20 protein-coding genes and 1 rRNA gene are annotated in these 24,215 nt (G+C 67.4%); 9 read left to right on the plus strand and 12 right to left on the minus strand.

The features are described 5' to 3' along the window. Nucleotides 1-254 precede the first annotated feature (254 nt). Complete coding sequence (locus BMW72_RS14105; RefSeq protein WP_092111617.1) at nucleotides 255-1,748, minus strand: sensor histidine kinase; 1,494 nt, start codon at nucleotides 1,746-1,748, stop codon at nucleotides 255-257. 78 nt (nucleotides 1,749-1,826) lie between these two features. Here BMW72_RS14105 and BMW72_RS14110 point away from each other — a divergent pair, with 78 nt between their 5' ends. Both BMW72_RS14110 and BMW72_RS14115 read left to right on the plus strand, forming a co-directional pair. Continuing rightward, nucleotides 1,827-2,291: an LpqB family beta-propeller domain-containing protein gene (locus tag BMW72_RS14110; protein ID WP_092111660.1), complete on the plus strand. Its 465-nt coding sequence runs from the start codon at nucleotides 1,827-1,829 to the stop codon at nucleotides 2,289-2,291. A gap of 27 nt (nucleotides 2,292-2,318) precedes the next feature. Beyond that, on the plus strand, nucleotides 2,319-4,031 hold the full coding sequence (locus tag BMW72_RS14115) for a DUF5671 domain-containing protein (RefSeq protein ID WP_241984088.1): 1,713 nt from the start codon (nucleotides 2,319-2,321) through the stop codon (nucleotides 4,029-4,031). Nucleotides 4,032-4,036: 5 nt separating this feature from the next. On the opposite strand, the gene BMW72_RS14120 is transcribed toward BMW72_RS14115, so the two are convergent. The 3 genes from BMW72_RS14120 to BMW72_RS14130 are packed head-to-tail and all read right to left on the minus strand — an operon-like array spanning nucleotide 4,037 to nucleotide 6,618. Next, complete coding sequence (locus BMW72_RS14120; protein ID WP_092111619.1) at nucleotides 4,037-5,299, minus strand: CpaE/TadZ family protein; 1,263 nt, start codon at nucleotides 5,297-5,299, stop codon at nucleotides 4,037-4,039. Then, complete coding sequence (locus BMW72_RS14125; RefSeq protein WP_092111621.1) at nucleotides 5,299-5,934, minus strand: hypothetical protein; 636 nt, start codon at nucleotides 5,932-5,934, stop codon at nucleotides 5,299-5,301. The genes BMW72_RS14120 and BMW72_RS14125 overlap by 1 nt, the downstream gene beginning before the upstream one ends. Before the next feature lie 57 nt (nucleotides 5,935-5,991). Beyond that, on the minus strand, nucleotides 5,992-6,618 hold the full coding sequence (locus BMW72_RS14130) for a hypothetical protein (protein ID WP_092111622.1): 627 nt from the start codon (nucleotides 6,616-6,618) through the stop codon (nucleotides 5,992-5,994). Nucleotides 6,619-6,723: 105 nt separating this feature from the next. On the opposite strand from BMW72_RS14130, the gene BMW72_RS14135 reads away from it, so the two are divergent. Further along, a complete protein-coding gene (locus BMW72_RS14135) occupies nucleotides 6,724-7,164 on the plus strand; it encodes an Rv3235 family protein (protein WP_092111625.1) in 441 nt (146 codons plus the stop codon). 79 nt (nucleotides 7,165-7,243) lie between these two features. Here BMW72_RS14135 and secA read toward each other — a convergent pair whose 3' ends face one another. The 6 genes from secA to mtrA all read right to left on the minus strand — a co-directional run bounded on the left by secA (nucleotide 7,244) and on the right by mtrA (nucleotide 15,887). Next, nucleotides 7,244-10,051 carry a preprotein translocase subunit SecA gene (gene secA / locus BMW72_RS14140; protein WP_092111627.1) on the minus strand — a complete coding sequence of 936 codons (2,808 nt, stop codon included), beginning with the start codon at nucleotides 10,049-10,051 and terminating at the stop codon, nucleotides 7,244-7,246. A 137-nt stretch (nucleotides 10,052-10,188) separates the two neighbouring features. After that, nucleotides 10,189-10,893, minus strand: a complete 705-nt coding sequence (gene hpf, locus BMW72_RS14145) for a ribosome hibernation-promoting factor, HPF/YfiA family (RefSeq protein ID WP_092111664.1) — start codon at nucleotides 10,891-10,893, stop codon at nucleotides 10,189-10,191. 86 nt (nucleotides 10,894-10,979) lie between these two features. Next, complete coding sequence (locus BMW72_RS14150; RefSeq protein WP_092111629.1) at nucleotides 10,980-11,684, minus strand: ComF family protein; 705 nt, start codon at nucleotides 11,682-11,684, stop codon at nucleotides 10,980-10,982. Nucleotides 11,685-11,782: 98 nt separating this feature from the next. Next, nucleotides 11,783-13,480, minus strand: a complete 1,698-nt coding sequence (locus tag BMW72_RS14155) for an LpqB family beta-propeller domain-containing protein (protein WP_092111631.1) — start codon at nucleotides 13,478-13,480, stop codon at nucleotides 11,783-11,785. Then, on the minus strand, nucleotides 13,473-15,149 hold the full coding sequence (gene mtrB / locus BMW72_RS14160; protein ID WP_092111633.1) for an MtrAB system histidine kinase MtrB: 1,677 nt from the start codon (nucleotides 15,147-15,149) through the stop codon (nucleotides 13,473-13,475). Before mtrB ends, BMW72_RS14155 begins: the two co-directional genes overlap by 8 nt. Before the next feature lie 57 nt (nucleotides 15,150-15,206). Then, on the minus strand, nucleotides 15,207-15,887 hold the full coding sequence (gene mtrA, locus BMW72_RS14165) for an MtrAB system response regulator MtrA (protein ID WP_092111635.1): 681 nt from the start codon (nucleotides 15,885-15,887) through the stop codon (nucleotides 15,207-15,209). A gap of 154 nt (nucleotides 15,888-16,041) precedes the next feature. Here mtrA and BMW72_RS14170 point away from each other — a divergent pair, with 154 nt between their 5' ends. Genes BMW72_RS14170 through BMW72_RS14190 form a run of 5 tightly spaced genes read left to right on the plus strand, consistent with a single transcriptional unit; the run spans nucleotide 16,042 to nucleotide 21,500 of the window. After that, nucleotides 16,042-17,187, plus strand: coding sequence for a DUF7847 domain-containing protein (locus BMW72_RS14170; RefSeq protein WP_092111637.1), 1,146 nt, complete (start codon nucleotides 16,042-16,044; stop codon nucleotides 17,185-17,187). Further along, nucleotides 17,184-17,891, plus strand: a complete 708-nt coding sequence (locus tag BMW72_RS14175; RefSeq protein ID WP_092111639.1) for a DUF4129 domain-containing protein — start codon at nucleotides 17,184-17,186, stop codon at nucleotides 17,889-17,891. The genes BMW72_RS14170 and BMW72_RS14175 overlap by 4 nt, the downstream gene beginning before the upstream one ends. Next, nucleotides 17,888-19,192 (plus strand): DUF4350 domain-containing protein, encoded by a 1,305-nt coding sequence (locus tag BMW72_RS14180; protein WP_134450479.1) that lies wholly within the window; start codon nucleotides 17,888-17,890, stop codon nucleotides 19,190-19,192. The genes BMW72_RS14175 and BMW72_RS14180 overlap by 4 nt, the downstream gene beginning before the upstream one ends. Beyond that, complete coding sequence (locus BMW72_RS14185; protein ID WP_092111641.1) at nucleotides 19,189-20,190, plus strand: AAA family ATPase; 1,002 nt, start codon at nucleotides 19,189-19,191, stop codon at nucleotides 20,188-20,190. Before BMW72_RS14180 ends, BMW72_RS14185 begins: the two co-directional genes overlap by 4 nt. Nucleotides 20,191-20,192: 2 nt before the next feature. Then, the gene (locus tag BMW72_RS14190; protein WP_092111643.1) at nucleotides 20,193-21,500 is read left to right on the plus strand and encodes a DUF58 domain-containing protein; all 1,308 of its coding nucleotides are present in this window, start codon (nucleotides 20,193-20,195) and stop codon (nucleotides 21,498-21,500) included. Nucleotides 21,501-21,606: 106 nt separating this feature from the next. On the opposite strand, the gene BMW72_RS14195 is transcribed toward BMW72_RS14190, so the two are convergent. After that, the gene (locus BMW72_RS14195) at nucleotides 21,607-22,602 is read right to left on the minus strand and encodes a stage II sporulation protein M (protein WP_092111645.1); all 996 of its coding nucleotides are present in this window, start codon (nucleotides 22,600-22,602) and stop codon (nucleotides 21,607-21,609) included. A 17-nt stretch (nucleotides 22,603-22,619) separates the two neighbouring features. On the opposite strand from BMW72_RS14195, the gene BMW72_RS14200 reads away from it, so the two are divergent. Continuing rightward, nucleotides 22,620-23,471 carry an RDD family protein gene (locus tag BMW72_RS14200; RefSeq protein ID WP_092111647.1) on the plus strand — a complete coding sequence of 284 codons (852 nt, stop codon included), beginning with the start codon at nucleotides 22,620-22,622 and terminating at the stop codon, nucleotides 23,469-23,471. Nucleotides 23,472-23,926: 455 nt separating this feature from the next. On the opposite strand, the gene rrf is transcribed toward BMW72_RS14200, so the two are convergent. Next, nucleotides 23,927-24,043, minus strand: a 5S ribosomal RNA gene (rrf, locus tag BMW72_RS14205). Nucleotides 24,044-24,215: the final 172 nt, after the last annotated feature.

Raw genomic sequence — 24,215 nt, forward strand, 5'->3', positions numbered from 1 at the left:
CGGCGCCCCCGGGGCGCGCGACGGGCATCCGCTGCCGGGCGCACCTTATGCAACCGGGCCCATGATCTAATCTGGGCCCAGTTTCCGGGACCGGGCCCGGAAACATGTCCACGCGGGCCGTCTCCGGAAGTGCCACGGTCCGTTCCGGCCGCGCGACCGGCATCCGCTTGCTGGGCCCACCCTATGAACGTGGGCCCAGTTTCTAAACTGGGCCCATGGACGGGGCCCGGGCCCCGTCCACGAAAAAGGCGGGGCTAATTCTCCTGCATGAAACGCAGGGGGATCTCGATGGTGACCTCGGTGCCGCTGCCCATCATGGTGTGCCAGTCGATAGTGCCGCCGAGTTCGCCCTGAATGAGGGTACGCACGATCTGCGTGCCGAGGCCCGAACCGACCTTGCCCTCCGGCAGGCCGGCGCCGGTGTCGCGCACCATCACGGTGAGGGTCTCGTCGCTGCGCTGCGCCTCGATCGACACCTCACCTTCGCGTCCGGCCAGGCCGTGCTCGACCGCGTTGGTGACGAGTTCGGTCAGCACGAGCGCGAGCGGTGTCGCGTACGCGCTCGGCAGCGTTCCGAAACTGCCAAAGGACTTCGGATGCACGGTGGTGTTGTGAGCGGATGCGACCTCCACCGTCAGCAGCAGCACCCGTTCGAAGACGGCGTCGAAGTCGACAATCTGGCTGAGCCCCTCCGAGAGGGTGTCGTGCACGACCGCGATGGCCGCGACCCGCCGCATCGCCTGGGTCAGCGCCTCGCGCGCGCGGTCGGACTGGGTGCGCCGTGCCTGGATGCGCAGCAGCGACGCGACGGTCTGCAAGTTGTTCTTGACCCGGTGATGAATCTCTCGAATGGTGGCATCCTTGGTGATCAGCTCCCGTTCCTGATGCCGCAGCTCGGTGACGTCTCGGGAGAGAATGATCGCGCCGACCCGTTCGCCGCGGTTGCGAATGGGAATCGCGCGCAGCGACACCGTCACCCCGCGCGCTTCGATATCGGTGCGCCACGGCGCGCGCCCGGTAACCACGAGGGGCAGAGACTCGTCGACGACGGCGGTGCCGGTGAGCAGGCCGGTGGTGACTTCAGCGAGCGACTCGCCCTCGAGTTCCTCGGCGAAGCCCATGCGGTTGAATGCGGAGAGCGCATTCGGGCTGGCAAAGGTGGTCAGGCCGTCGACATCGAGCCGCAGCAGGCCGTCCGATGCGCGCGGGGCGCCGCGGCGCGGCCCGGTCGGGGCGCCGAGGTCGGGAAAGTCCCCGGAGGCGATCATGGCGAACAGATCGTTTGCGCAGTCGTTGAAGGTGAGCTCCTGACGGCTCGGCGTACGTGCCTCACTCAGGTTGGTGTGGCGGGTGAGCACCGCCACCGGGGAAGGCGCCACCTCGGCACCGGTCGTGCTCAGCCGACGCAGCACCGGGATGGCACGCACCCGAGTGGGAGTTTCCTCGTACCAGTCGGGGGCCGTGGTATCGACGATCTTGGCGGTCTCGAACGCTTCGGTGACCTGATTGCGCCACTCGGCCTTGACCTGCTGACCGACGAAGTCCCGATAGAACAGGGTGGCGGCACTCGACGGGCGCGCGTGCGCGACCGCCACGAAGTTGCCGGAACTCGTCGGAACCCACACGACGATATCCGCGAAGGCGAGGTCAGCCAGCAGCTGGCCGTCCGCAACGAGCATGTGCAGCCAGTCCACATCTTCCGCGCTGCTGCGGCCCTGGGCAAGTACGAGATCACTGAGAGTCGACACCCTCACTAGCCTAGATCCCCGCGCGCTTCCCCGAAGCCCGCTGTGGTGGCAGTACAAAATTGGGTCCATGATGTGATCATGCACACGACGCCGGCACCGAAGGATCGCACCTTGATTCTCATCCTCAGCATCATCGGCGTCCTCGTGCTCGTCTCTCTTGTTGTGGTCTTCACGCGGGGGGCACCGGAAACGCTCGATCCGACCACTCCGGAAGGCGTGGTGCAGGCCTATTCCGCGGCCGTGATCGACGGTGATGAGGCGGCCGTTGCCGCATTCCTCACGGAGGACGCCGCGGTGGGCTGCAGCCAGGGTGAGCGCGGTCCGACCGACAACCTGCGGGTCGTCCTGGTGTCCACGACGGTTCGTCCCGATTCGGCCGATGTCATCGTGTCGCTGGTCACCTCCTACGACGACGGTCCATTCGGTGCCTCCGAGTATGAGTTCGAGAGCAACTTCGACCTGGTCAGGGTCGACGGCGACTGGTTGATCGCTCAGGCCCCGTGGGAGCTCACCATCTGCCCGAACCCGACGTTGACGAAATGATCGTGACGACATGACGGCGACGCGATAATGTCCGTTCTGGTTCTCCTCGTTCTTCTCGTCGTGTTGGGCGCCGGCATCACCGCCATCGTTGTGGTCGTGCGCCGATCAGCCGGGCAACCCGGCAGCGCCTCGGCCCCGGCTGCGCGCCGAGTGGTGGTGTACGTTCTGCTGTTCGCGCTGGTGGTCATCGGCGCGATCGGCCTCAGCGGCCTTCTGGGACGCCTCCTCGACACCGGAAATCTCCCGACCGGCCCCAACCTGGCCGGGAGCGATGTGTCAGCGCTGGCGCGGTCGCTGGCCTTCACCCTGATCGCCGGCCCGTTCGCCTCGTTGCTGTGGTGGGTGCTCTGGCGGCGATTGGCCGGCGCGGAGCGTGAGTCGATCGCCTGGGGGCTGTACCTCGCCGGCATGCAGACTGTTGCGCTCGTGACGGCGACCTCGGCCCTGCTCTCGACCCTTGCCGCGCTGGTGCGCACCGACTGGCAGCCGCGCAGCTTCGCGATCGCGCTGGTCTGGGCTCTGGTCTGGGCCTGTCACCGGTGGATGTCCCGGCATCACGCCAAAAGCCCCACCCGGCTGACCGGCGTCGCGCCGATCCTCGGCGCGATTTTCGGCCTGCTGATCGGGGCCGTCGGCGCAGTGACCGCCGTGGCGTCCGTGGTGAACGCGGCCGTCGACGCCCTGCTCTTCTCGACCGCCGTCGGCGACCCGTGGTGGCGGCTGACGCTGCAGGCCGGCGTCTGGCTGCTCGGCGGCGGCCTGATCTGGTGGTGGCAGTGGATGCGTGAGCACGCCCAGCTGGTGCGCGGCGTACTGGCCGATCTCGTGCTCATCGTCGTGGGTATCGCCGCCGCAGCCGCCACAACTCTGGTCGGAACGGGAACGGTGCTGTTCGTGCTGCTCCGGCTGGCTTTCGCCCGGGAGTCCTCGCTCAACGATATTCTCGACCCGGTCGGTACCGCCATCGCGGCGGCGCTCGTGGGCGCCCTGGTCTGGTCCTACCACCACGGCCTGCTGCGGCAGCGCCCGGTGCTGAGTCGGCTGGCCGCGAGCCTCGTCGTTTCCGGTTTCGGACTGGTGGCGGCCGCGACCGGGCTGGGCATCGTGGTCAACGCCCTGCTGGCTGGCCTGGCACCGGTCGTGGTCGGGTCGGACACCCGCTCACTGCTGCTCGGCGGCCTCAGCGCGGCACTCGTCGGCGGCCCGGTCTGGTGGGCCACCTGGAAGCCGCTGCGCCCGGTCGATCCGGTGTTCGCGCAGGTGACGGGCCGCCGGGTTTACCTCATTCTGATCTTCGGGCTCAGCGCGATCGTGGCGATCATCACCCTGCTCGTGATCGGCTACCGGGTGTTCGAGTTCGCCCTCGACGATCTGAGCGGGCAGAGCCTGCTCGACCGGGTGCGAGCACCGCTCGGGCTGCTCGTCGCCACCGGCCTCGCCGCCGGATACCACTTCTCGGTCTGGCGACGGGACCGGTCGGCCCTGGCCGCGGCCGGCCTGCCAGGCCGTGCCATCCACCGGGTGATCCTGGTCACGGCCGGAGACCCGACCGCACTGCGTGACCTCATCGCCGATCTGACCGGAGCCGCCATAACCGTCTGGTCGCGCGCTGACTCGCCCGCTGATTCTTTGCCGTCGGTCGAGCGCCTCAGGCTGGCCTTCGCGGGAGTGACAGCACCGCGCGTGCTGGTCGTCGTGGGTGCCGGCGGCAGTGTCGACGTGGTCCCGCTGCGGAATTGATCCGGTCACTGCGCCGGGGCCGCCTTGCGGGCGGGCCACCACGCGCGCCGCGGCATCCGCTTTGATGCCTGAGCCGGAGCGACGATGAGTTCTTCCAACACAAAACGACGGATGCCCAGGCGCACCGGAGACTTCGGGCTCGCGTCCCGCAGGGTGCGACCGGTGAGTATCGCCACGTCGAGGGCTCCCTGGTCGTGCGGCACCAGAACGGGATCCTGGATACTGCCGTAACGCAGCAGCATGGCCGCCACCTGACCGCGTGGATTCAGCCCGACAGCGCTCGACCGTACCTGGTTCATCACGACGCTGACCGTGGTGCTCCCGATCGTTTCGGTGAGGTCGCTCCAGGTGCGCAGAAACCGGGCCATGCCGACCGGGTCGGCCAGCCCGCAGGCGACGACGTGATCGGCCACGCGCAGGGCCGTGATGGTGGCCGCATTGCGGCGGGGTGCCCGAAGGTCGCTGGACAACTCTTCGTCGCTCTCGAGGTTGAAGCCGGTGTCGAGCACCACGTAATCCGTCCAGTGCCGCAGCGCGTCGATGGTGCGGGTGACGCGCTCCGTGGAGAGTTCGGGCCAGCGTGACGACAGGCCGAGGCCGGTGAGCACCCAGAAGGCGCCCTTGGGCGAGTTGTACCGCTGAGCGATGCGTTCCAGTTCCGATTGGTTCAGGCTGTCGCTGCCGGCCAGCCGGCACGCGGCCGCGAAGCCCGGTGCCTCATCGAGCATGCCGAGGCTCGGTGCGATCGAGGCACTGTAGGTGTCGAGGTCGGCCAACACCACGGTGTGGCCGGCCGCGGCGATTTCCGCGGCGATGTTGATGGCGAGGGTGGTCCGTCCGGGAGCGCCCGACGGCCCCCAGACCGCGATCACCGAACCGGTATTGAGCGCGCCGCCGGTGAGTTGCCGCTCCCCCACACGCAACGGAACGACGACGCCCGACACAAGCAGGTCCTCGATGTTCGACCAGTCGCAGGGGATCGCTACCGTTTCGTAGAGGCCGAGCGTGCCGGCGTGGCGCCGTTCCTGTTCCGTCGCGGTGAGGGCGACCACCCGGATTCCGCGTTCGTCACAGGCGGCGATCAACTGACCGGTCAATGATTCCCGGCGGCCGCTGACCACCACGACGTGCGGCTGTCCGTGGGAGAGAGTCTCCAGAAATTCGCGGGCGGTGTCAACGCGCGTGACCACGCTGTGATTGCAGTCGATGATGTCGGACAGCATGCGCTGTTCGGTGGCCCGGTCCAGAACGAGCGCGAGCCGGGCCATCACGCACCTGCCGGGGTGTTCACGGGAACGATTGCGAGGGCGTCGCCGTTCATGACGGCTTCGAGCACCGCGCCCACCGTGGCCTTCGGCACGAGCATCTCGACCGATTGGCCGCTGGAAGCCGCGATGATGCCGGTCGGTTCGACGATACGCACGACGACGGCCTGCCCCACCAGGATCGTCGGCGGCGCGTATTCGCTTGGTCCGGTCGCGCGCGCCGACCAGATATCGACGACGGATCCGGCCGAGATGGACCCGGCCAGTCCGCCGGGGATGTCGACGACGACGCTGGTGACGTCGCTCCCCGACGAGTCACCGACCGCTGACCGGGCCACGAGTTCGCCGGCCAGAATGGTCTGGGTGACCAGCAGCCCACCCTTCAGGTCCGCTGAGGGCACAAGATACAGGTCCGTCGCGCCGCCGAGCTGCACGCGGGTCAGGGTGACGTCGGCTGTCTTCAGATGGTCGCCGACGGTCAGCGTGTGCCGTGCGGTGTAGACCGCCGTGGTGCGATCACTGCCGGCGACGATCATTCCGACTCCCGCGATCGACGCGGCGACGAGTACCAGACCGATGACGAATCGGGGATCGACCCAGAATCGGCGGCGCGTGCGGGTGGGACGGGGTGTTTTCATCCGTTTCCTCGCTTGTCGGTATCGGGTTGCTGAATAGGTGGGCGGAACGAGTGGGCACTAGTGCAGGCGAACGATATGGATCTGCCAGAACGGGACCAGGTTGTAGTGCAAAACGTCGGGCGTGCGGCGCAAGGTTCCCAGCGGATGCACCGCCAGATCGAGGTGGTCACGCGCCACCCGGTCGATGGTGCCGATCAGGACACCGCCCTTGGTATGGAGTTCCACGGTGCGTCGTCGGCGGCACAGGCTGCTCAGCACGAAGGGGAATCCGACGCGTTCGGTCTGCCTGCCGGCGGCCTCTGACTCGATGGCGAGCGAGGCCTGACTCTGCTGTTCGGTCAGCAACACACCGGCAACGGCCGACAGCGGGATCACACACTCCACCGGATTGTTGGCCGCACCGGGCAGGTCGGCCGCCAGCCAGTCCAGCCCGAGCGTCGTCGGGCGGAGGGTGAGAGTCTCGCCGGTCACCAGCACCACGCGGATCTGAAGTGCACCGCCGACACCGGCGGAACGCAGGACGTTGCTGATCCGGGTGCGCAGGGAGAGTTTTTCCAGGCGCTGGCGTTCCGCTTGCAGGCTGAGGTCAGCTGCCGCGGAGCTCAGCGCGCGGTCGAGCTGCCCTTCGAGGTCGTCAAACAGATCATCCCAGCGCACAGGTAGAAAGTAGCCGACACCGAGCATTCTCGCTGGCCTTATACACAGGCTCTTTAAGCGCTCGACAGCGCTCCGACCGGGCTGCTTAGGTTTTGCGCCAGAGAAGTTGCAGGTTCGATGGCAGGAGATACGATGACATCACCGGGTTTCAGCGCTCCGCGGTTGCGGGATGACCGAGGGGAACAGCGTCCCGACGGTCCCGGCACGGCCCCGCAAGCGATCGTTCCCGCGCTACCGCTCGAAGCGGAGCGGTTCCTGCGCTCCCTCGCCCTGAGCGCTGTCGAGATCATCGCCGGGGCCAGGAATCTCGAGCAGATTGCTCGCTGGGTCACCGACGACGTCTACGCCCATCTTCGTGTTCGCGTCTCGATCGCGGCCCGGGCCAGAGCAGTCACGGGGACCGTCGCCCACCGCCCGATGCTCTGGATCGAACACGTCACTCTGTCACCGACCGCCACCGGCGGCTTCGACGCCGTCATTCTGGTGCACGACAAACGCCGACCGCATGTCGTCTCATTGCGGGTGGAAGGCGCGACCCGGCATCTGCGCGGCACCGTGCTCGTCGTCTTGTGATGCACCACCGGCACATGTAGCCCACGGCCCGGTGACACGCGCCCGCGGTTGGGCGTGCGTCACCGGGGTGTTCGACGCGTTAGGTCGTCTTCTTGCCCTGGGCGCGGCGTTCGGCCCGATTCACCGGGGCTGCGCCCTCAGTTTTCTGCCCAAACGCTCCCCGCTGGGGCGGGCCGGCGGCTTCGGCCGGCTCGTCGTCGCTCGCCGCGACGGTGGCTGTGCGCCTGGCCCGGTCCGTGGCGGCCTGCTGGATCTGGCCGCGCTGGTTGCGCACCTCGACTCCGCCGGAATCGCTCGGTGCGGTGTAGCTGAGCTTCTCCTCGGGGGCGTCGGCCGGGGCGAGTCCCTTGGCCGCGACGACCGGTCCGGCGACGGCACCGGCACCGGCGGTCACCTCGACGTCGAGATTGAACAGGAACCCGACGGTTTCCTCACGAATCTGACCCATCATCTGCTGGAACATGGCGAAACCCTCGCGCTGGTATTCCACCAACGGGTCACGCTGGGCCATGGCGCGCAGTCCGATGCCGTCCTTCAGATAGTCCATCTCGTAGAGGTGGTCGCGCCAGCGACGGTCGATCACCGAGAGCACGACGCGGCGCTCCAGTTCGCGCATAGCGGGTGCCCCGAGGGACTCTTCGCGGCGTGAATAGGCGAGCTTGGCGTCGGAGAGGATCTCACGGCGCATGAAGTCGCGGTTGATCCTGCCCTTGTCGCCGGCCTCGGAAACGACCTCGTCGATGGTCAGGCCCACCGGGTAGAGGGTCTTGAGTTCCGTCCACATGGCATCGAAGTCCCAATCATCTCCATTGCCGTCGCCGGCGTGCACATCGAGCACCTCGTCGATGACGTTGGTGAGGAAGGTCTGGGTGCGCTCGTGCAGGTCGTCACCCTCGAGGATGTGGCGGCGGTCACCATAGATGGCCTCGCGTTGCCGGTTGAGCACGTCGTCATACTTGAGCACGTTCTTGCGAATCTCAGCGTTGCGCCCCTCGACCTGGGACTGGGCGCTGCGAATGGCTCGGCTGACCACCTTGGATTCGATCGCCATGTCGTCCGGCACGCCCTGCCGGCCCATGAGGGCCTCGGCGGCACCGGCGTTGAACAGCCGCATGAGGTCGTCGGTGAGCGACAGGTAGAACCGGCTCTCGCCCGGGTCGCCCTGACGCCCGCTGCGACCGCGCAGCTGGTTGTCGATGCGGCGCGACTCGTGCCGTTCGGTGCCGAGCACGTAGAGTCCGCCGGCCGCGATTACTTTCTCCGCTTCTTCGGCGACGTCGGCCTTCACCGCGGTGAAGACGTCGTCCCAGGCGAGTTCGTATTCGTCGGGCGTTTCGACCGGGCTGAGGCCTTTGCCGTTCATCTCGGCGACGGCGAGGAATTCGGCGTTTCCGCCGAGCATCACGTCGGTACCACGACCGGCCATGTTGGTGGCGACGGTGACCGAACCGAGCCGGCCGGCCTGCGCGACGATCGCGGCCTCCCTGGCATGGTTCTTGGCGTTGAGCACCTCGTGGCGCACGCCCTTCTTGGCGAGCAGCCGCGACAGGTATTCGCTCTTCTCGACGCTCGTCGTGCCGACCAGAACCGGCTGGCCGGCTTCGTGGCGTTCGACGATGTCTTCGACGACCTGACGGAACTTGGACTCTTCGTTCTTGTAGATCAGGTCGGACTGGTCGATGCGCTGCATCGGCTTGTTGGTGGGAATGGCGACGACACCGAGCTTGTACGTGCTCATGAACTCGGCGGCTTCGGTCTCGGCTGTTCCGGTCATGCCGGAAATTTTCGAGTACAGGCGGAAATAGTTCTGCAGGGTGACGGTGGCCAGGGTCTGGTTCTCGGCCTTGACCGCAACGCCCTCCTTGGCCTCGATCGCCTGGTGAATGCCCTCGTTGTACCGTCGTCCCATGAGGATACGGCCGGTGTGCTCGTCAACGATGAGCACCTCGCCGTTCATGACGACGTAGTCTTTGTCTTTCTTGAACAGGGCGTTGGCCTTGATGGCGTTGTTCAGGAAGGAGATCAGCGGTGTGTTGGCCGACTCGTAGAGGTTGTCGATGCCGAGGTAGTCCTCAACTTTTTCAATGCCGGGTTCTAGCACGCCGATGGTGCGTTTCTTCTCATCGACCTCGAAGTCTTCGTCGGCGACGAGACGCTTGGCCAGGCTGGCGAATTCGTTGAACCAGCGGTTCGCTTCACCCGACGCCGGCCCGGAGATGATCAGCGGGGTGCGTGCCTCGTCGATGAGGATCGAGTCGACCTCGTCGACGATGGCGAAGTAGTGTCCGCGCTGCACCATGTCGCTGGCCTGCCAGGCCATATTGTCGCGCAGGTAGTCGAAGCCGAATTCGTTGTTGGTGCCGTAGGTGATGTCGGCCGCGTACATCTCGCGACGCTGCGCCGGGGTCTGACCGGAGAGGATGCATCCGGTCGTCATGCCGAGAGCGCGGAAGACGCGACCCATCAGTTCGCTCTGATAGCTCGCGAGGTAGTCGTTGACCGTGATGACGTGCACGCCGCGGCTGCTGATCGCGTTGAGGTACGCGGCGGTAGTGGCGACGAGGGTCTTGCCCTCACCGGTTTTCATTTCGGCGATGTTGCCGAGGTGCAGGGCTGCTCCGCCCATGAGCTGCACGTCGAAGTGACGCAGCCCCAGGGTGCGGGTGCTGGCCTCCCGCACGGCAGCGAAGGCCTCCGGCAGCAGGTCATCGAGCGATTCGCCATTGGAGTACCGTTCCCGCAGGGTGACGGTCTCGTTTTTCAGCTCGTCGTCGGTGAGCTCATGGAAGTCTTCTTCCAGCGCGTTGATGGCTTTCGCATAGTTTTCCAGGCGGCGCAGAACGCGGCCTTCACCAACACGAAGAACCTTTTCAAGAATTGACGCCACGAATGTACTCCACTAGTCAAACGGTGCGGGCAGGTACTGCGGCAGCCCAATCGAACTACCGCAGCACACGCCTGCACCTCTCGTCTGGCAGATGCCAGAGCACCGACCTGGTCGGCGGCTAAGGCAATGCTAGTTGGTCAGTTGGCACGCCCGCTGGCAACGGGCACAGCCTCCTGCAGCTCCTCGCCCGAACCGTCGAGTTCGATGACCCCGTAGTCCCAGCCCTTACGCCGGTACACCACGCTGGGACGTTTGGTCTCCAGGTCCTGGAATAGGTAGAAGTCGTGGCCGACGAGCTCCATGAAGTACAGGGCATCGTCAACGGACATCGGGGCTGCCGCGAAGACTTTGCGACGGATGACGACGGGGCAGTATTCTTCCTCTTCGGCGACGGCGGGAGCATCCGCTTGCACGATGGGAATCGCGCCGGTGCGTACCCGTTCGAGAGTTTCCGGGTTGGCCGGTGTGATGTCGATGACGCTGAAACCGACAGCGGACGCCTCGTGCAGTGAGGTGGGACGGTGGGCGCCGCCGCGGTGCACCTTCTTGCGGTCCTTGGCCCGGCGAACCCGCTCGAGCAGACGGCCAAGAGCCACATCAAAAGCGGCGTACTTGTCGGATCCGTCAGCTTCGGCCCGCACCAGAGGACCCTTGCCGATCAGGGTGAGTTCGACTCGATCGTTGCCGGCGGCAGCACCGTTCTTCTCGTGGTGGCGGCTGACCTTGATCTCGAGCGCGAGGGCTTTCTCGGCGAGGAGGGCGATTTTCTCGGCCTTCTCCGTGGCGTACTCGCGGAAGCGATCAGTGATCCCCAGGTTGCGTCCGACGATGTTAGTTTCCATGACGACCTCCAGTTTGGCGGACCGCCCCAAAACCGGGCGATCATTGCGCGCCTTTGTCTCCACCGTAGCCGTGGCGGTGAGATATGTCACAGTATTTGTCGATCAGTTTGCCCAGAGCTCGAAGACGGAGGCAGCCGACGCCGTGTTTGCGCCAGTGTGGCCAGGCCGACGACGATACCGCCCGCAGCGAACACGGCGCGCCGCGCCTCGAGCAGGGTCGCACCGGTGGTCACGATGTCGTCGACGAGGATCACCCTCGTTCCATTGAGCGGATGCCGCGCGACGAGGCTGTTGCTTTTGTTCGCGACGCGCGCCGCGCGGCCGAGGCCGACCTGGTCGACGGATTCCCCGCGCTGCGCGAGCGCCGGGATCGGGTACAGCCCAGCCCGGTGCAGCAGGGCATCGACCGGGTGGTAACCGCGCAGGCGCCAGGCCAGGCGGGACGAGGGAATGGTGACGAGCTGGATGCCGCCGCCGTTCCCACGCGGGACGGCGGCGAGCGCGGCCACGATGGCCGCTCGCAGCGGCGCGGCGAGCGCACCGGCGGCATCCGTTCGACCACCGTCTTTGTAGGCGGCGATCACGTGGCGGGCCACCCCTTCGTAGCTCAGGGCCGCCCAGACGAGTGCATCGTCGCGCGTGACCGAATGCACCGCCGGGAGCAGGGCCAACCGGCAGCTTGAACACAGGGCGCGGTCGAGGGCACCGCAGCCGCTGCACGCGGTCGGCAGGACCGTGGCCCAGGCATCCAGTCCCGCAGCGGTCAGTCGAGTGCGCAGCCCTCGCATCATCGGGCCAGTCTTCCGCGTGCATGCGGCGTGCGGGGCGCCAACTCTCCACCCGTGCAGGAACGCCTCTGGCACCGCCTGGGGAGGAGACGGCCGACCGGCTAGCTGCCGAGGCCCTGTTGGGTGGCCAGCAGGATCACGTCGTCGATGCGGGCCTGCCAGCCCGCTCCCCGCTGCACCTCCAGGCTGCCGGTGTCGGTGATTACGCGCAGGTCGCGCACGGAGTTGCTGCCGACGATGAACCGGCTGCTCGCCGGGGATTCCAGGACGGAGCTGACGCCGCCGATCTGCTGCGCCACGATGCGTGCCTCACCGCTCGGCAGGGTGCTGAGCGACGCCACGGTCAATTCGTCGATCCAGGTTGCGTCGAGGCCGGCCCCGCCGCCCGCCGCCAACAGCACGGGCGCGCCGAGGCCGGTCGGCGCCTGCTCGGTGCGAATGATGGACGCGACGACGAAACGGGTCTCCGAGCCGGTGCCGAGCAGGGCGATCAGCCGGGCGCCGTCCCTCGAGATTTTCAGGGCCGTGATCGAGGTGGCTTCGGGCCACGGCGTCGGCAGCACGGTCGCCTCTCCCGTTGGGCTGTAGACGACCAGGGCGGTCGGATCGTTTGACGGCACCGACCAGACGAAGCGGTCGTTGTCGATCGACGGCGCCAGGAGCCCAGCGCGCGCGTCGAGCAATTCGGGCTCGCCGCCGTCACGCACGACGTAAACGCCGTCGCTGTTCAGCACGGCGGCTGAAGCCTGGCCAGACGCCAGCGTCACCGCGGTGGGGGCCAGTTGGGCGATGGTCGCAGACAGCCCGTCCAGCGGGGTGACGCTCTGCCCGGTGGCGGCCAGAAAACCGAATTCGTCCCCGCGCAGCACGAGGGCGCGGGCGTCCACGCGCGGATCGATGACGGGAGCCCCGGTCTCGACGTCGTCGATGGCCTGGAAGTTCTGGTCGATGGTGATCTCGACCGTGAGGCCGGACGGCAGGCTCGCCGCCAGCTGCGCTTTCATGCGCTGCAGCGTCTGCCGGTCAGCGTTGAGTGCTTCGCTGTTCAGGTCGACCATGGCCTGGCGCCCAACCACCTGTACGGCGTCGGCGGTGAGCTTGGAGCCTTCCGGAAACGCCGTGGCGACCGCTCCGGTCAGCCAGGCGCTCGGTCCGTTCAAGACGGCGTTGACCAGCTTGGTGGGAGCGGATGCCCCGCGCGGAAACCAGCGCAGGTCCGGAACCAGGAACCGAAAGCCGGGATCGTAGAAGTACACGGGTTGGGCGCTAAACACGTCGTTGAACGTGTTTTCGTCGATCACGGTGCCGTTCGGGGCCGAGCTGATGCGCCACTGGCCGCCGATCTGCTGAAACTCGTAGCGTAATGGGACCGGACTGGCGTCGACCTCACGGTATTCCCCCGCCTGGTCAACCTCGGCCACCGGCGTGACGGCAACCAGGGTGGTGCCGTCGTCGATGACCGTCAGGGTGCGCCCGGAGCCGTTGTCGACGGTGACCCCCGCCGTGGCATCCCAGCTGGATTGGAAGGCCGGGGCCAGGAACTGGCGGGCGATGTCGTAATTGTTCTCAGGGCTCGAGGAGGCGTCGATGAAGCCCCGCAGAATCGATTCCGGCGCGGCATCCTTTTGCGGCAGCGCCGGCAGAAATACCGGGGCTGGATTGTCGTCGGGTGCGATGTCGTTGCCGGCGTGCACCGCACCGTCGCGCGGAATGCCGGTGCAGCCCCCCAGACCGACGGCGAGGCTGATGGCGACGAGCAGCGCCGGGAAGACGCGGCGGCGAGGTGTGCGCTCAGTCATGTCGCCCTCCGCCCGGCACGGGCATCTGCCCGGCGTCGCCGAGCACGGCGGTGGCGTCGGCGGTGGCGTCGGCGGTGGCGTCGGCGGTGGCGTCGGCGGGCGGCAAGGGGATCGGTGACGCTTGCAGCACGGCACCGGCCACGCGGGGCAGCGTCAACCGAAAACACGATCCTTCTCCCGGACTGGACCAGACCTGCAGCCAGCCGTTGTGCACACTCGCGTCCTCGCGGGAGATGGCCAGCCCGAGGCCGGTGCCGCCGATCGTGCGTTGGCGCGAGGGGTCGGCCCGCCAGAACCGGTCGAAGACGTGCGCGACCTCGGCCTGGCTCATTCCGAGGCCGTAGTCGCGTACGGCGAGCGCGACAGCATTCGCATCGCTGTCGACCGACACCACGACGGGTTTACCCTCACCGTGCTCGATGGCGTTGCCGATGAGGTTGTGCAGCACCCGGCGGATGCGCCGCGGATCGACGTCCGCGTTCAGATACCCGCCGGGAGCCACCAGGCGCAGGTCGCTGCCCTTGGACTCGGCGAGGGATCGCAGACTGTCGATGGCGTCTTCGGCGAGGTAGACCAGGTTGGTCGGTTCACTCTCGAGTTCAACGGATCCGGCGTCGTAGCGGCTGATTTCGAGCAGGTCGCTCAGCAGCAGCTCGAAACGTTCGACCTGGGTGTGCAGCAGCTCAGCGGTGCGGCCGGTGGCCGGCGCAAAGCTCGCCCGCTGGTCGTACAGCACATCGCCGGCCAAACGGATGGTCGTCAGTGGTGTGCGCAGTTCGTGCGAGACATCAGACACGAACCGTTGCTGCACCTCGGACAGGTCGGCGAGTGCACGAATCTGGCTTTGCAGGCTGTCGGCCATGCCGTTGAAGGAACGGGCCAGCGTCGCAATGACGTCCTCACCTTTTTCGGGAATGCGCACCTCGAGATCACCGGAGGCGAGTTTCTGGCTCGTCTCGGCGGCCACCCGCAGGGGCGTCACGACGAAGCGAACGACGATCCAGGTCACGGCGCCGATCAGCAGCATGAGGGCAACGCCGGCCACCCCGAGGGTTTGCTGCACGAAGAGCAGGGTCTCTTCCGCGTCCTTCAGGCTGTAAGCGATGTACAGCTCGTAGCGGCCGGCCACCGGAACGGTGATCTGCGACCCCACCACGATGCCGGGAACGGTCGTGGCGTCATCGCCGGTGAGGGTGACCGACTGCCAGAACTGGTCGCCGATATTGGCCTGCACCTCGGTGCGCAGTTCGGCCCCGATCACGCCGGTGGACTGTCCGAAGGTCGACGAGTCGAGCGGTGCAACGGTTGACGAGTCCTGGCCAGGAACCCGCAGTACGGCAACCAGTCGGCTCGATGAGGCCGCCGAGATCGAGGTGCGCGCCGCGCTGAGCAGGTTTTGCACCTGCACCCGGTCGGTGGCATCGGAAGAATCCAACAGGCTCTGCGCTGCACTGGTCGCGCGGTCGGATTCGAGAAGCACCTGGCTGAGTCGCGATTGGAACAGGTCGTTGCCGATGCTGGCCGACATGTACACGCCCACCACCAGAATCGCCACGCCGGAGAGAGCGACAGAGATGGTCACCGTACGGAATTGCAGGGACGAGCGCCACGACGCGCGCACAAGCCGGGGCCAATTGCGCGGCCGTCGCCAGTAGGTCAGCTGGGGCATGGTGCGGCCAACCGTTTCTGCGGGGGTCGCCGGGGAGCCATCTGCGGTTCCGCCTCGCTAGCTGGCCGTGCCGGCGCGGTAGCCGACTCCGCGCACCGTCATGACGATCCTGGGATTGTCCGGGTCGTGCTCGACCTTGGCGCGCAGCCGCTGCACGTGCACGTTCACGAGCCGGGTGTCGGCCTTGTAGTGGTAACCCCACACCTGTTCCAGCAGCATTTCGCGGGTGAACACCTGCTGGGGTTTGGAGGCGAGGGTCAGCAGCAGGTCGAATTCGAGCGGAGTGAGGTTGATCGCGGCCGTTCCGCGGGTGACTTCGTGCCCAACCGCGTTGACCACGAGGTCGCCGATGTGCAGCGCGAGCGCCCCGTCGGCCGCGGGCGGGCGCAGACGGGTGCGAATGCGGGCGACGAGCTCTTTGGGGTTGAACGGCTTGACCATGTAGTCGTCAGCCCCCGACTCGAGCCCCTTCACCACGTCGGTGGTGTCGGACCGGGCGGTCAGCATGATGATCGGCACCCCAGATTCGGCGCGGATCAGCCGGCACACTTCAATGCCGTCGAGGCCGGGCAGCATGAGGTCGAGCAGTACCAGATCTGGCTTCTCGGTGCGAAACGTCTCGAGGGCGAGCGATCCATCGGCACAGAAGCCCGGGGTGAAGCCCTCTCCTTGCAAAACGATGCCGATCATCTCGGACAGGGCGGTGTCGTCGTCGATCACCAGAATGCGTGCGGTCATGGGTCTCTTTCCAGAACAATTTCGTGGTGTGTTCTGATTGTGCGCTCAGCAGATTGCCCGATGAGTAGGGCAAAGTCTGGCATAAGAGTAGCCGAGCGCGCTGACAGAGTGCCTCAGAGCGCATTTCTCGATCGACCTGTGCCAGCATTGAATAGTGACAGACTCCTGGCAGGCTCCCGACGCCCCCGTTCCCCCGCGCTACGGTCAGTTCGCGGCGCCCGCCACGCCCGATCAAGGCGGTCCCTTCAGCAGTGACCCGGGGCAGGGCTGGGCTCCTCCGCCCAAGCCGGGTTTGATTCCGTTGCGGCCGATCGGGTTCGGTACGTTGCTCGGCGCATCCTTCCAGGTGCTGCGTCGCAATCCGAAGGCCACCTTCGGGAGCGGCCTCATCGTGCAGGCGGCGATCATGCTCGTCACCGTGGTCATTGTCGGCCTCGTCACCTTCTGGGCGCTTGATCGCATCGACAGCGCTCCGCTCGACCAGAAAGATGCCGTCACGGCCGGATCGGTACTGATCGGCGCGCTGTCTTTGATCATTCCGGTGGCGCTGTCCCTCATCGGGTCGGCGCTGTTGCAGGCTGTCATCGTGCTCGAAGTGGCCCGCGCGACCCTCGGCGAGAAGCTTCGCCTCGGCGCCCTGTGGCGCCGTGCGGCGACCCGCCTCTGGCCGCTGACCCTATGGACTCTGCTGCTCACCCTCGCGCTGCTCATCGGCGTGGCTGTGATCGCCGGCATCGTCGTGTTGTTGGTCAGCGTGGGCGATGTCGCCGGCATCGTCGCCGGCGTGCTGGTCGGAATCTTCGGCGGCCTGCTGCTCGCGGCGGCGAGCGCCTTCATCTATACCAAGACCAGTGCCGTTCCGAGCCTGATCGTGCTGGAGAAGTTGGGGGTGCGGGCATCCGTTTCTCGGTCGTGGTCACTGACCCGCGGCTACTTCTGGCGCACCCTGGGCGTGCTGCTGCTGGTCGGCCTGATCGTGCAGGTGATCAGCCAGATCGTCACCACCCCGGTCTCGTTATTGTTCGGTGTGGGCACCGTGCTGGTGGACCCGACCGGCGCGTTCGCCGAAGAGTCATCGATTCTCAGCGTGGTCGTCAGCCTGATCATCGCCATTCCGGTGGCGGCCGTCGCGGCCGTCGTGCAGTCGGCGGCCGTGGCCCTGATCTACCTTGACCTGCGCATGCGCAAGGAGGGCCTCGATCTGGAACTGGCCCGCTATGTCGAATCCACCTCGCAGGGCGGCGACGTGCCCGACCCCTACCTGATACCGGCCGGTTCCGGCGGATACCCGGCGGCATGACCGCGTTCGGCCTGGCGCAGCTCACAGCGGTGGCCGGGCGGAGGATTGTCGGCCTCGCCGGTGATGTACCGGTGGCTCCCGACGCGCCCGAGGCCCGCCGGTGGTTGCGGGAGGAACTCGCCAAGGCTCCCTACGAAGCGGCCAGGCCGACCTGGTTCGACCGGGCGTCGCAGGGTTTTCTGGACTGGATCAACTCGCTCGCCATCAGCGGCGACGGCAGCCTCGCTGACTGGTTGCCGATCGTTGTGGTCGTTCTCATCGTCGCGGCGCTCGTGGCGGGCTGGCTGCTGTTCGGCGCCCCCCGGCTGGCGCGGCGACGCCGGGCCGGCAACGACCTGTTCGGCACAATCGACCAGCGCAGCAGCGCCGAGATGCGCACGGCGGCCGACGCTGCGGCCAGTCGCGGCGACTGGAGCCTGGCCTGCGAGGAGATCTTTCGCGCCCTGGCCAGGGGCCTCGCCGAACGCACGGTGCTCTCGGTCACCCCCGGCACGACCGCTCACGACTTCGCCGCGCGAGCCCGGCTGGCCTTCCCGCCAAGCGGCCCCGCCCTCGCCCTCGCTGCGGACACCTTCGACCGGGTGCGCTATCTCGAGCAGACCGCGCTCGAGCCCGACTATCGATCCCTGGCCGCGCTCGAGGCCGAGCTGCGGGCCGCGTCGCCCGTCACACTCGCCCCGCTGGCCGCGGCAGGCCGGCCATGAGCGCAACACTCACAACGGATGCCGCCGCCCTGAGTTCCGCCGGTGGCACTCCCACGACCGTGGCAACGCCGACCCTGCGCGCGTTGCTGCGCCGCTCCTCCTTCTGGATTTTCGCTTTCGCCGGCATTGTGATTGTCGCCATCGTGGGCGTGTTCCTCTCCGGCGGCAGCAATGCGGCCGGCCGCGCCCTGGCCGGCGACAACGCGGCGCCGGCCGGGTCGATGGCGCTCGTGGAGGTGCTGCGTCAGCAGGGCGTCACCGTGACCCTGGCCGACTCGCTGGTCGAGGTGCGCGACGCCGTCGGCGCTGATTCCACCGTGCTGCTCTACGACGAGAACGGCTACCTCGACGCCGGGCAGCTGACCGAGCTGGCCGAGGGAGCGGCGCGTACCGTTGTCGTCGCGCCCGATTTTCTGGCCCTGCAGGCGCTCGCCCCGTCCGTGGGTTTCGGCGGTGTGTCCGACACCGCATCGCTCACAGCTGACTGCTCGGTGTCGGCCGCGAACCGTGCCGAAAACCTCCTGCCGGGCGGGGCCACCCTCTCGATACCGGAGGGCGGGCATCCGCTCCTGACCGGCTGTTTCGCCAGCGACGCCGAGACCTTCTCGCTGGTTCAGGTAGAGAGCGCGACCGGCGGCCTCGTCTCGCTCGTGCCGGACGCACGCGTCTTCAACAACGAGAACGTGACCGGCTACGGCAACGCGGCGCTCGCCCTCGGACTGCTCGGGGAGAGCGACTCGCTCGTCTGGTACCTGCCGACGCTGGCCGACCTGCCCCGAACCGGGCCGCCGTCGCTCGCCGAGCTGACGCCGGGCTGGGTCAGCCCCGTGGCCGTGCTGCTCGTGCTCGCCGCCGTCGCCGCCGCGTTCTGGCGTGGCCGCCGGTTCGGGCCGCTCGTGGCCGAAAATTTGCCGGTCACGGTGAAGGCGAGCGAAACCATGGAGGGACGGGCGCGGCTGTACGCGCGCAGCAACGCTCGACTGCGCGCGCTCGATGCGCTCCGCGTCGGCGCCGTGCAACGCCTCGCCCGAGCCGTCGGCCTCGGCCGCCTCGCCCAGCTGGACGAGGTCATCGGCACGGTCGCCCGGATCACCGGCAGCGCACCAGCCGAGGTGCGGCGGGTGCTGGTCGACGCGATTCCACACTCCGACGCGCAGCTGATGGCGCTCTCCGACGCCCTGCAGGCCCTCGAACAGGCGGCCTGCCGGGCCGTCAAGGCCGGAGTGGTACCTGCTGCCGAGGCGGCGGCATCCGCTTCTCGTGAATTCTCACCCCCTCCAGCCGAGAGAATGGAACCATGACGACTCCCACGGACCTGATCAACACAGCGCCGACCGGCGCAACGGATGCCGCAGCGCTGCGGGCCGCCCTCAACCGGGTGCGCACCGAGGTCGGCAAGGCCGTCGTCGGGCAGGACGGCGCGGTGACCGGGCTGATCATCGCCCTGCTCGCTCGCGGCCATGTGCTGCTCGAGGGCGTGCCCGGCGTCGCCAAGACGCTGCTGGTGCGCACGCTCAGCCACGCGCTGAGCCTCGACACCAAGCGCATCCAGTTCACACCCGACCTGATGCCGGGCGACGTGACCGGGTCGCTCATCTACGACGCCCGCGCCGGGGAGTTTGAGTTTCGCCAGGGGCCGGTGTTCACGAATATCATGCTGGCCGACGAGATCAACCGCACCCCGCCGAAGACGCAGTCCGCGCTGCTCGAGGCGATGGAGGAGCGGCAGGTCAGCGTTGACGGCGAGTCGCTGAAGCTGCCGGAGCCGTTCATCGTGGCCGCGACGATGAACCCGATCGAGTATGAGGGCACCTACACGCTGCCCGAGGCGCAACTCGACCGGTTTCTGCTCAAGCTCGTGCTCGAGGTGCCGCAGCGGGTCGATGAGATCGAGGTGCTGCGCCGCCACGCGGCCGGCTTCAATCCGCGCGACCTCGCCGGAGCCGGCGTTGCCGCGGTGCTCGGCGCGGCCGAACTCGCCGCAGCGCAGGCAGCCGTCGCCCGCGTCGGGTCGAGCGCTGACGTGCTCGCCTACATCGTCGATCTGGCCCGCGCCACGCGCACGAGTCCCTCGGTCAAACTCGGCGTCAGCCCCCGCGGAACGACCGCCCTGCTCGCCGCCGCCAAGGCGTGGGCCTGGCTGAGCGGCTACGACTCGATCACCCCCGATCACGTGCAGGCGATGGCGCTGCCGGTGTGGCGGCACCGCGTGCAGCTGCGCCCGGAGGCCGAACTCGAGGGCGTCGCGGTCGATGCCATTCTGCGCGGCGTGTTGCAGCAGGTTCAGGTTCCGATCTAACGATGACGCTCAGCGGACGGTTCGTTCTTCTCGTCGCCCTCGGCGTGGTGCCCATCGTGTGGTTCGGGTCTTCCAGCGAGCAGGCTGCCGGCGTGCTCCTGCTCTGGCTGGTGTTCGTGCTCACGCTCGGCGCCGTCGACCTGGCGTTGGCGGCGTCGCCACGCGTAGTGACGATCGAACGGATGCTGCCGGCCCGGGTTCGACTCGGCGAATCCGTCACGAGCGAGCTGTATCTGACCAACACCGGGCGCCGCCGCCTGGTGGGCGTGGTGCGGGATGCCTGGCAGCCGTCGGCGGGGGCCGGTCGAAATCGCAGCCGGATCGTGGTTCCGCGCGGCGAGCGCCGGCTCGTTTCGCTCACGCTCACCCCGTTTCGTCGCGGGGAACGGCGGGTCGAGCAGGTAACGGTGCGCACGCGCGGTCCGCTGGGTCTCTGGAACCGCCAAGCCACGCTTAATGCGCCGGGGCGCATCCGCGTGTTGCCGCCCTTTCACGCCCGCAAACACCTGCCGTCCCGCATTGCCCGGCTCAAAGAGCTCGACGGGCGCACCAGCGTGATGGTGCGCGGGCAGGGCACCGAATTCGACTCACTGCGCGAATATGTGCTCGGCGACGACGTGCGCTCGATCGACTGGCGAGCGACTGCCCGGCGTAACGACGTGATGGTGCGCACCTGGCGGCCGGAACGGGATCGCCGTGTCGTCATTCTGCTCGATACCGGGCGCACTTCGGCCGCGCGGGTCGACAACGAGCCGCGGCTGGACACCGCGTTCGAGGCCGCCCTGCTGCTCGCGGCGCTCACCTCGGTCGCCGGCGACCGGGTGGATTTTCTCGCCTTCGACCGCCGGGTGCGGGGCCGGGTGCAGGGCGCGACCGGCGCGGCCCTGCTCTCGCAGATGGTCGATTCCATGGCCATGATCGACCCGGAACTCATCGAAATGGACTGGGCTGCCGTTCCCGGCCAGGTGCGATCGATTACCAGCCAGCACGCCTTGATCGTGGTGCTCACCTCCATCGATGCTGCGGGCGCATCGACCGGGCTGCTTTCGGTGCTGCCGCAGCTCACCAAACGTCACACGGTGGTCGTGGCCTCCGTGCTCGACCCGGCCACCGTGCTCGCCGCGGCCACCCGCGGCGGTCGCACCGAAATCTACCGGGCGGCAGCTGCCGAGCGGGCCCTGCTCGACGTGGCCCGGGTATCGGCCGCCATCCGCCAGCTGGGAGCGGATGTCGTCACCGCCTCGCCCGCGCAGCTTCCGCCGGCCCTCGCCGACCGGTACATCGCTTTGAAGGCCGCCGGACGGCTCTAGCGTCGGCGCACCCTCCGACCTCAATTCGTTGGTCGAAATCTCAAGGCTCGATCCACGGCTTGTCGCGACCGCCAGAGGCAGGACCGCACCCAGATGGCGCTGCCGGTCAGGCCCCGTAAATGCGCGTGCTGCCCGCTTCGAACTCGCTCAGGTCGCCGGTCTCACCGGCGCGGGTAGCACGGCCGCCGAGCACGATCATGTAGGTCAGGAACGCGCCCAGCGCGACGGCGCCGATACCGATCTTGATCGCCCACGGCCACGGCTGGGAGGTGACGAACCCCTCGATGATGCCGGAGACCAGCAGCACGAAGACGAGGCCGATCGCCACGGTGAACAGGGCGCGGCCGTCTTCGGCGAGTGCCTGCCCGCGGGTGCGAGCGCCGGGGGCGATCCAGGCCCAGAAGATGAGCAGCCCCGCGGCCGCTGCGACGAAGATGGCGGTCAGTTCGAGGAGCCCGTGCGGAGCGATGTAGAGAAAGAACACGTCGCCCTTGTCGTAGGCGAACATGACCGCGGCGGTGGTGCCGAGACCCATGGCATTCTGCAGAATGATGAACGGCACGTACACGCCGACGATGCCGAAGGCGATGCACTGCGCCGCGATCCAGGCATTGTTGGTCCAGACCAACCCGGTGAACGAGGCTGCGGGGTTTTCGGAGTAGTAGCCGACGAAGTCTTCGTTGGCCAGCTGCGCGAGTTGGGCATCCGTTCCGAGGTTGGCCAGCACCCTCGGGTCGTTATAGGCCCAGACGGCGTACAGCCCGGCAACGACGAAGGTGACGACGGCTACGGCGAGGGTGAGCCAGCGCAGCCGGTACAGGGCCGCCGGCAGCTGGGCAACAAAAAATCGCGGAATCTGAGCGAGCACGTTGGCGCTCACGCCGGTGAAGCGCAGCCGCGCGCGGGACAAACCGACCGACAGCCGGTCACCCTCCAGCGTCGAGCCGGCCGTGGACTTGATGGCGGAGAGCTGGGTGGCGCCGGCCTGATAGCGCTCAATGAGTTCGTCGGACTGGGCACCACTCAGACGCCGCCGGGCACCGAGCTCGGTCAGGCGGTCCCAGTCGGCGCGATGCGCTGCCGTGTATGCGTCGAGATCCATCTGGTTCAATAGTAGACATGAAGGAGACCGCGCGTCCCACTGCAGCTTTTGACCTGAGCGCCGGCGACGAGCTGGTCACCGGAGAAGCCGTCGCGCTCGACGTGCGGCCGGCGAGCGTCATTCTGCGCGCCGCCAGCTCGATCATCGACACGTTGGCCTACCTGGCCCTGTACCTGCTCATTCAGCTGGCCTTCTTTCTCAGCCTCGCAGAATTCACCGATGCGGCGCTCACCCAGGCGGTCTCGATCGCAGCGCTGGTCTTCTCGCTGCTCGTCGTGCCGGTGTTGGTCGAAACGCTCACCCATGGCCGCTCGCTCGGCAAGCTCGCCATCGGCGCTCGTATCGTGCGCGACGACGGTGGAGCCATCTCGCTGCGCCACGCGTTCATTCGAGCCCTGACTGGCGTTCTCGAAATCATCATGACCCTCGGCGGCCTCGCCGCCACCACCGCCCTGCTCAACGGCCGGTCCAAGCGCCTCGGTGATCTGCTCGCCGGGACCTACAGCCAGCACGAGCGGGTGCAGCGCAACCGGCAAATTCCGCGTCAGCTTCCCGAAGCGCTCCTGCCCTGGTCGCAAACCGTGGACATCGCCCGGCTGCCCGACCGGCTGGCCCGTCGAGTCGCGCAGTACCTGCGCCAGTCTGCGCACCTGACACCGCTCACCCGCGAACGCCTCGCGCAGGCCCTCGCGGCCGAGGTCACGCCGTTTGTCTCGCCGCTGCCCGATGCTCCGGCTGAGTATTTTCTGGTCGGAGTCGCTGCCGTGCGCCGCGAACGCGAGTACACCGCGCTCCTCCTCAAGCGCGAGCGTCTCGCCCGTCTCGCCCCGGTGCTGACCGGCCTCCCCCACGGATTCCCGAACCGCTGACAAAACATCGGAGGCAAGCACTCGGTGCGTACTAACTCCTCCGTTCCGCACTGAGAGCCAATGCAAAAGCTGCTGGATACAGCATGCGGACGGTCGACCTAGCAGACAGCCACAGTCCCGCAGTTGCCCGCTGCCCGCTGCCCGCTGCCCGCACTCGCTCTTACCACCACTGCCGCACGTCGCAGCTTTGCGTAGCGTTCAGGTTGTGGGTGGGGTGTCGGGGTATTCGCGGGGTGCCGAGTTATGGCCGTTGGCGGGGAGGCATCCGCACGCTTTTCGCGGATGTCTCCCGGGCAAGGGCCATTGTTTGAGCTGAGGAGCGGATGCCCTGGCGCCCCGCAGAGGCAAAGCCGGGGTCTCGACACCGCAGCTTAACGAAAACGGGCCACCCTGAGGTGGCCCTGTTAACGCAGAAAGGCCACCCGGGGGTGGCCTTTCTGGTCGTTCTAAGTTAAGTCCGGCGGTGTCCTACTCTCCCACAGGGTCCCCCCTGCAGTACCATCGGCGCTGAGAGTCTTAGCTTCCGGGTTCGGAATGTGACCGGGCGTTTCCCTCTCGCTATAGCCGCCGAAACATCTTCCGATGAATCGAATCTATATTATTCAATTATAGAGCCCTCAATGATGAGGGTTTGTTCTCGACCGTACATCGAGAACCACATAGTGGACGCTAAAGCAGCTTCTTCAAACTGAAGTGTTATCAAATTATCGGCTTATTAGTACCGGTCAGCTCCATGGGTCTTTA

Origin of the sequence: Cryobacterium luteum (assembly GCF_900110125.1) — a bacterium.
GTDB lineage: Bacteria > Actinomycetota > Actinomycetes > Actinomycetales > Microbacteriaceae > Cryobacterium > Cryobacterium luteum.

What these genes read in the sequence shown, in the direction of transcription:
- BMW72_RS14185 (WP_092111641.1), top strand. Translation starts at nt 19,189, where the DNA reads ATGACGACTCCCACGGACCTGATCAACACAGCGCCGACCGGCGCAACG.
- mtrB (WP_092111633.1), bottom strand. Translation starts at nt 15,149, where the DNA reads ATGCCCCAGCTGACCTACTGGCGACGGCCGCGCAATTGGCCCCGGCTT.
- BMW72_RS14150 (WP_092111629.1), bottom strand. Translation starts at nt 11,684, where the DNA reads ATGATGCGAGGGCTGCGCACTCGACTGACCGCTGCGGGACTGGATGCC.
- BMW72_RS14200 (WP_092111647.1), top strand. Translation starts at nt 22,620, where the DNA reads ATGAAGGAGACCGCGCGTCCCACTGCAGCTTTTGACCTGAGCGCCGGC.
- mtrA (WP_092111635.1), bottom strand. Translation starts at nt 15,887, where the DNA reads ATGACCGCACGCATTCTGGTGATCGACGACGACACCGCCCTGTCCGAG.
- BMW72_RS14120 (WP_092111619.1), bottom strand. Translation starts at nt 5,299, where the DNA reads ATGGCCCGGCTCGCGCTCGTTCTGGACCGGGCCACCGAACAGCGCATG.
- BMW72_RS14175 (WP_092111639.1), top strand. Translation starts at nt 17,184, where the DNA reads ATGACCGCGTTCGGCCTGGCGCAGCTCACAGCGGTGGCCGGGCGGAGG.
- BMW72_RS14180 (WP_134450479.1), top strand. Translation starts at nt 17,888, where the DNA reads ATGAGCGCAACACTCACAACGGATGCCGCCGCCCTGAGTTCCGCCGGT.
- BMW72_RS14135 (WP_092111625.1), top strand. Translation starts at nt 6,724, where the DNA reads ATGACATCACCGGGTTTCAGCGCTCCGCGGTTGCGGGATGACCGAGGG.
- BMW72_RS14195 (WP_092111645.1), bottom strand. Translation starts at nt 22,602, where the DNA reads ATGGATCTCGACGCATACACGGCAGCGCATCGCGCCGACTGGGACCGC.
- BMW72_RS14110 (WP_092111660.1), top strand. Translation starts at nt 1,827, where the DNA reads ATGCACACGACGCCGGCACCGAAGGATCGCACCTTGATTCTCATCCTC.
- BMW72_RS14125 (WP_092111621.1), bottom strand. Translation starts at nt 5,934, where the DNA reads ATGAAAACACCCCGTCCCACCCGCACGCGCCGCCGATTCTGGGTCGAT.
- hpf (WP_092111664.1), bottom strand. Translation starts at nt 10,893, where the DNA reads ATGGAAACTAACATCGTCGGACGCAACCTGGGGATCACTGATCGCTTC.
- BMW72_RS14130 (WP_092111622.1), bottom strand. Translation starts at nt 6,618, where the DNA reads ATGCTCGGTGTCGGCTACTTTCTACCTGTGCGCTGGGATGATCTGTTT.
- BMW72_RS14115 (WP_241984088.1), top strand. Translation starts at nt 2,319, where the DNA reads ATGTCCGTTCTGGTTCTCCTCGTTCTTCTCGTCGTGTTGGGCGCCGGC.
- BMW72_RS14190 (WP_092111643.1), top strand. Translation starts at nt 20,193, where the DNA reads ATGACGCTCAGCGGACGGTTCGTTCTTCTCGTCGCCCTCGGCGTGGTG.
- BMW72_RS14155 (WP_092111631.1), bottom strand. Translation starts at nt 13,480, where the DNA reads ATGACTGAGCGCACACCTCGCCGCCGCGTCTTCCCGGCGCTGCTCGTC.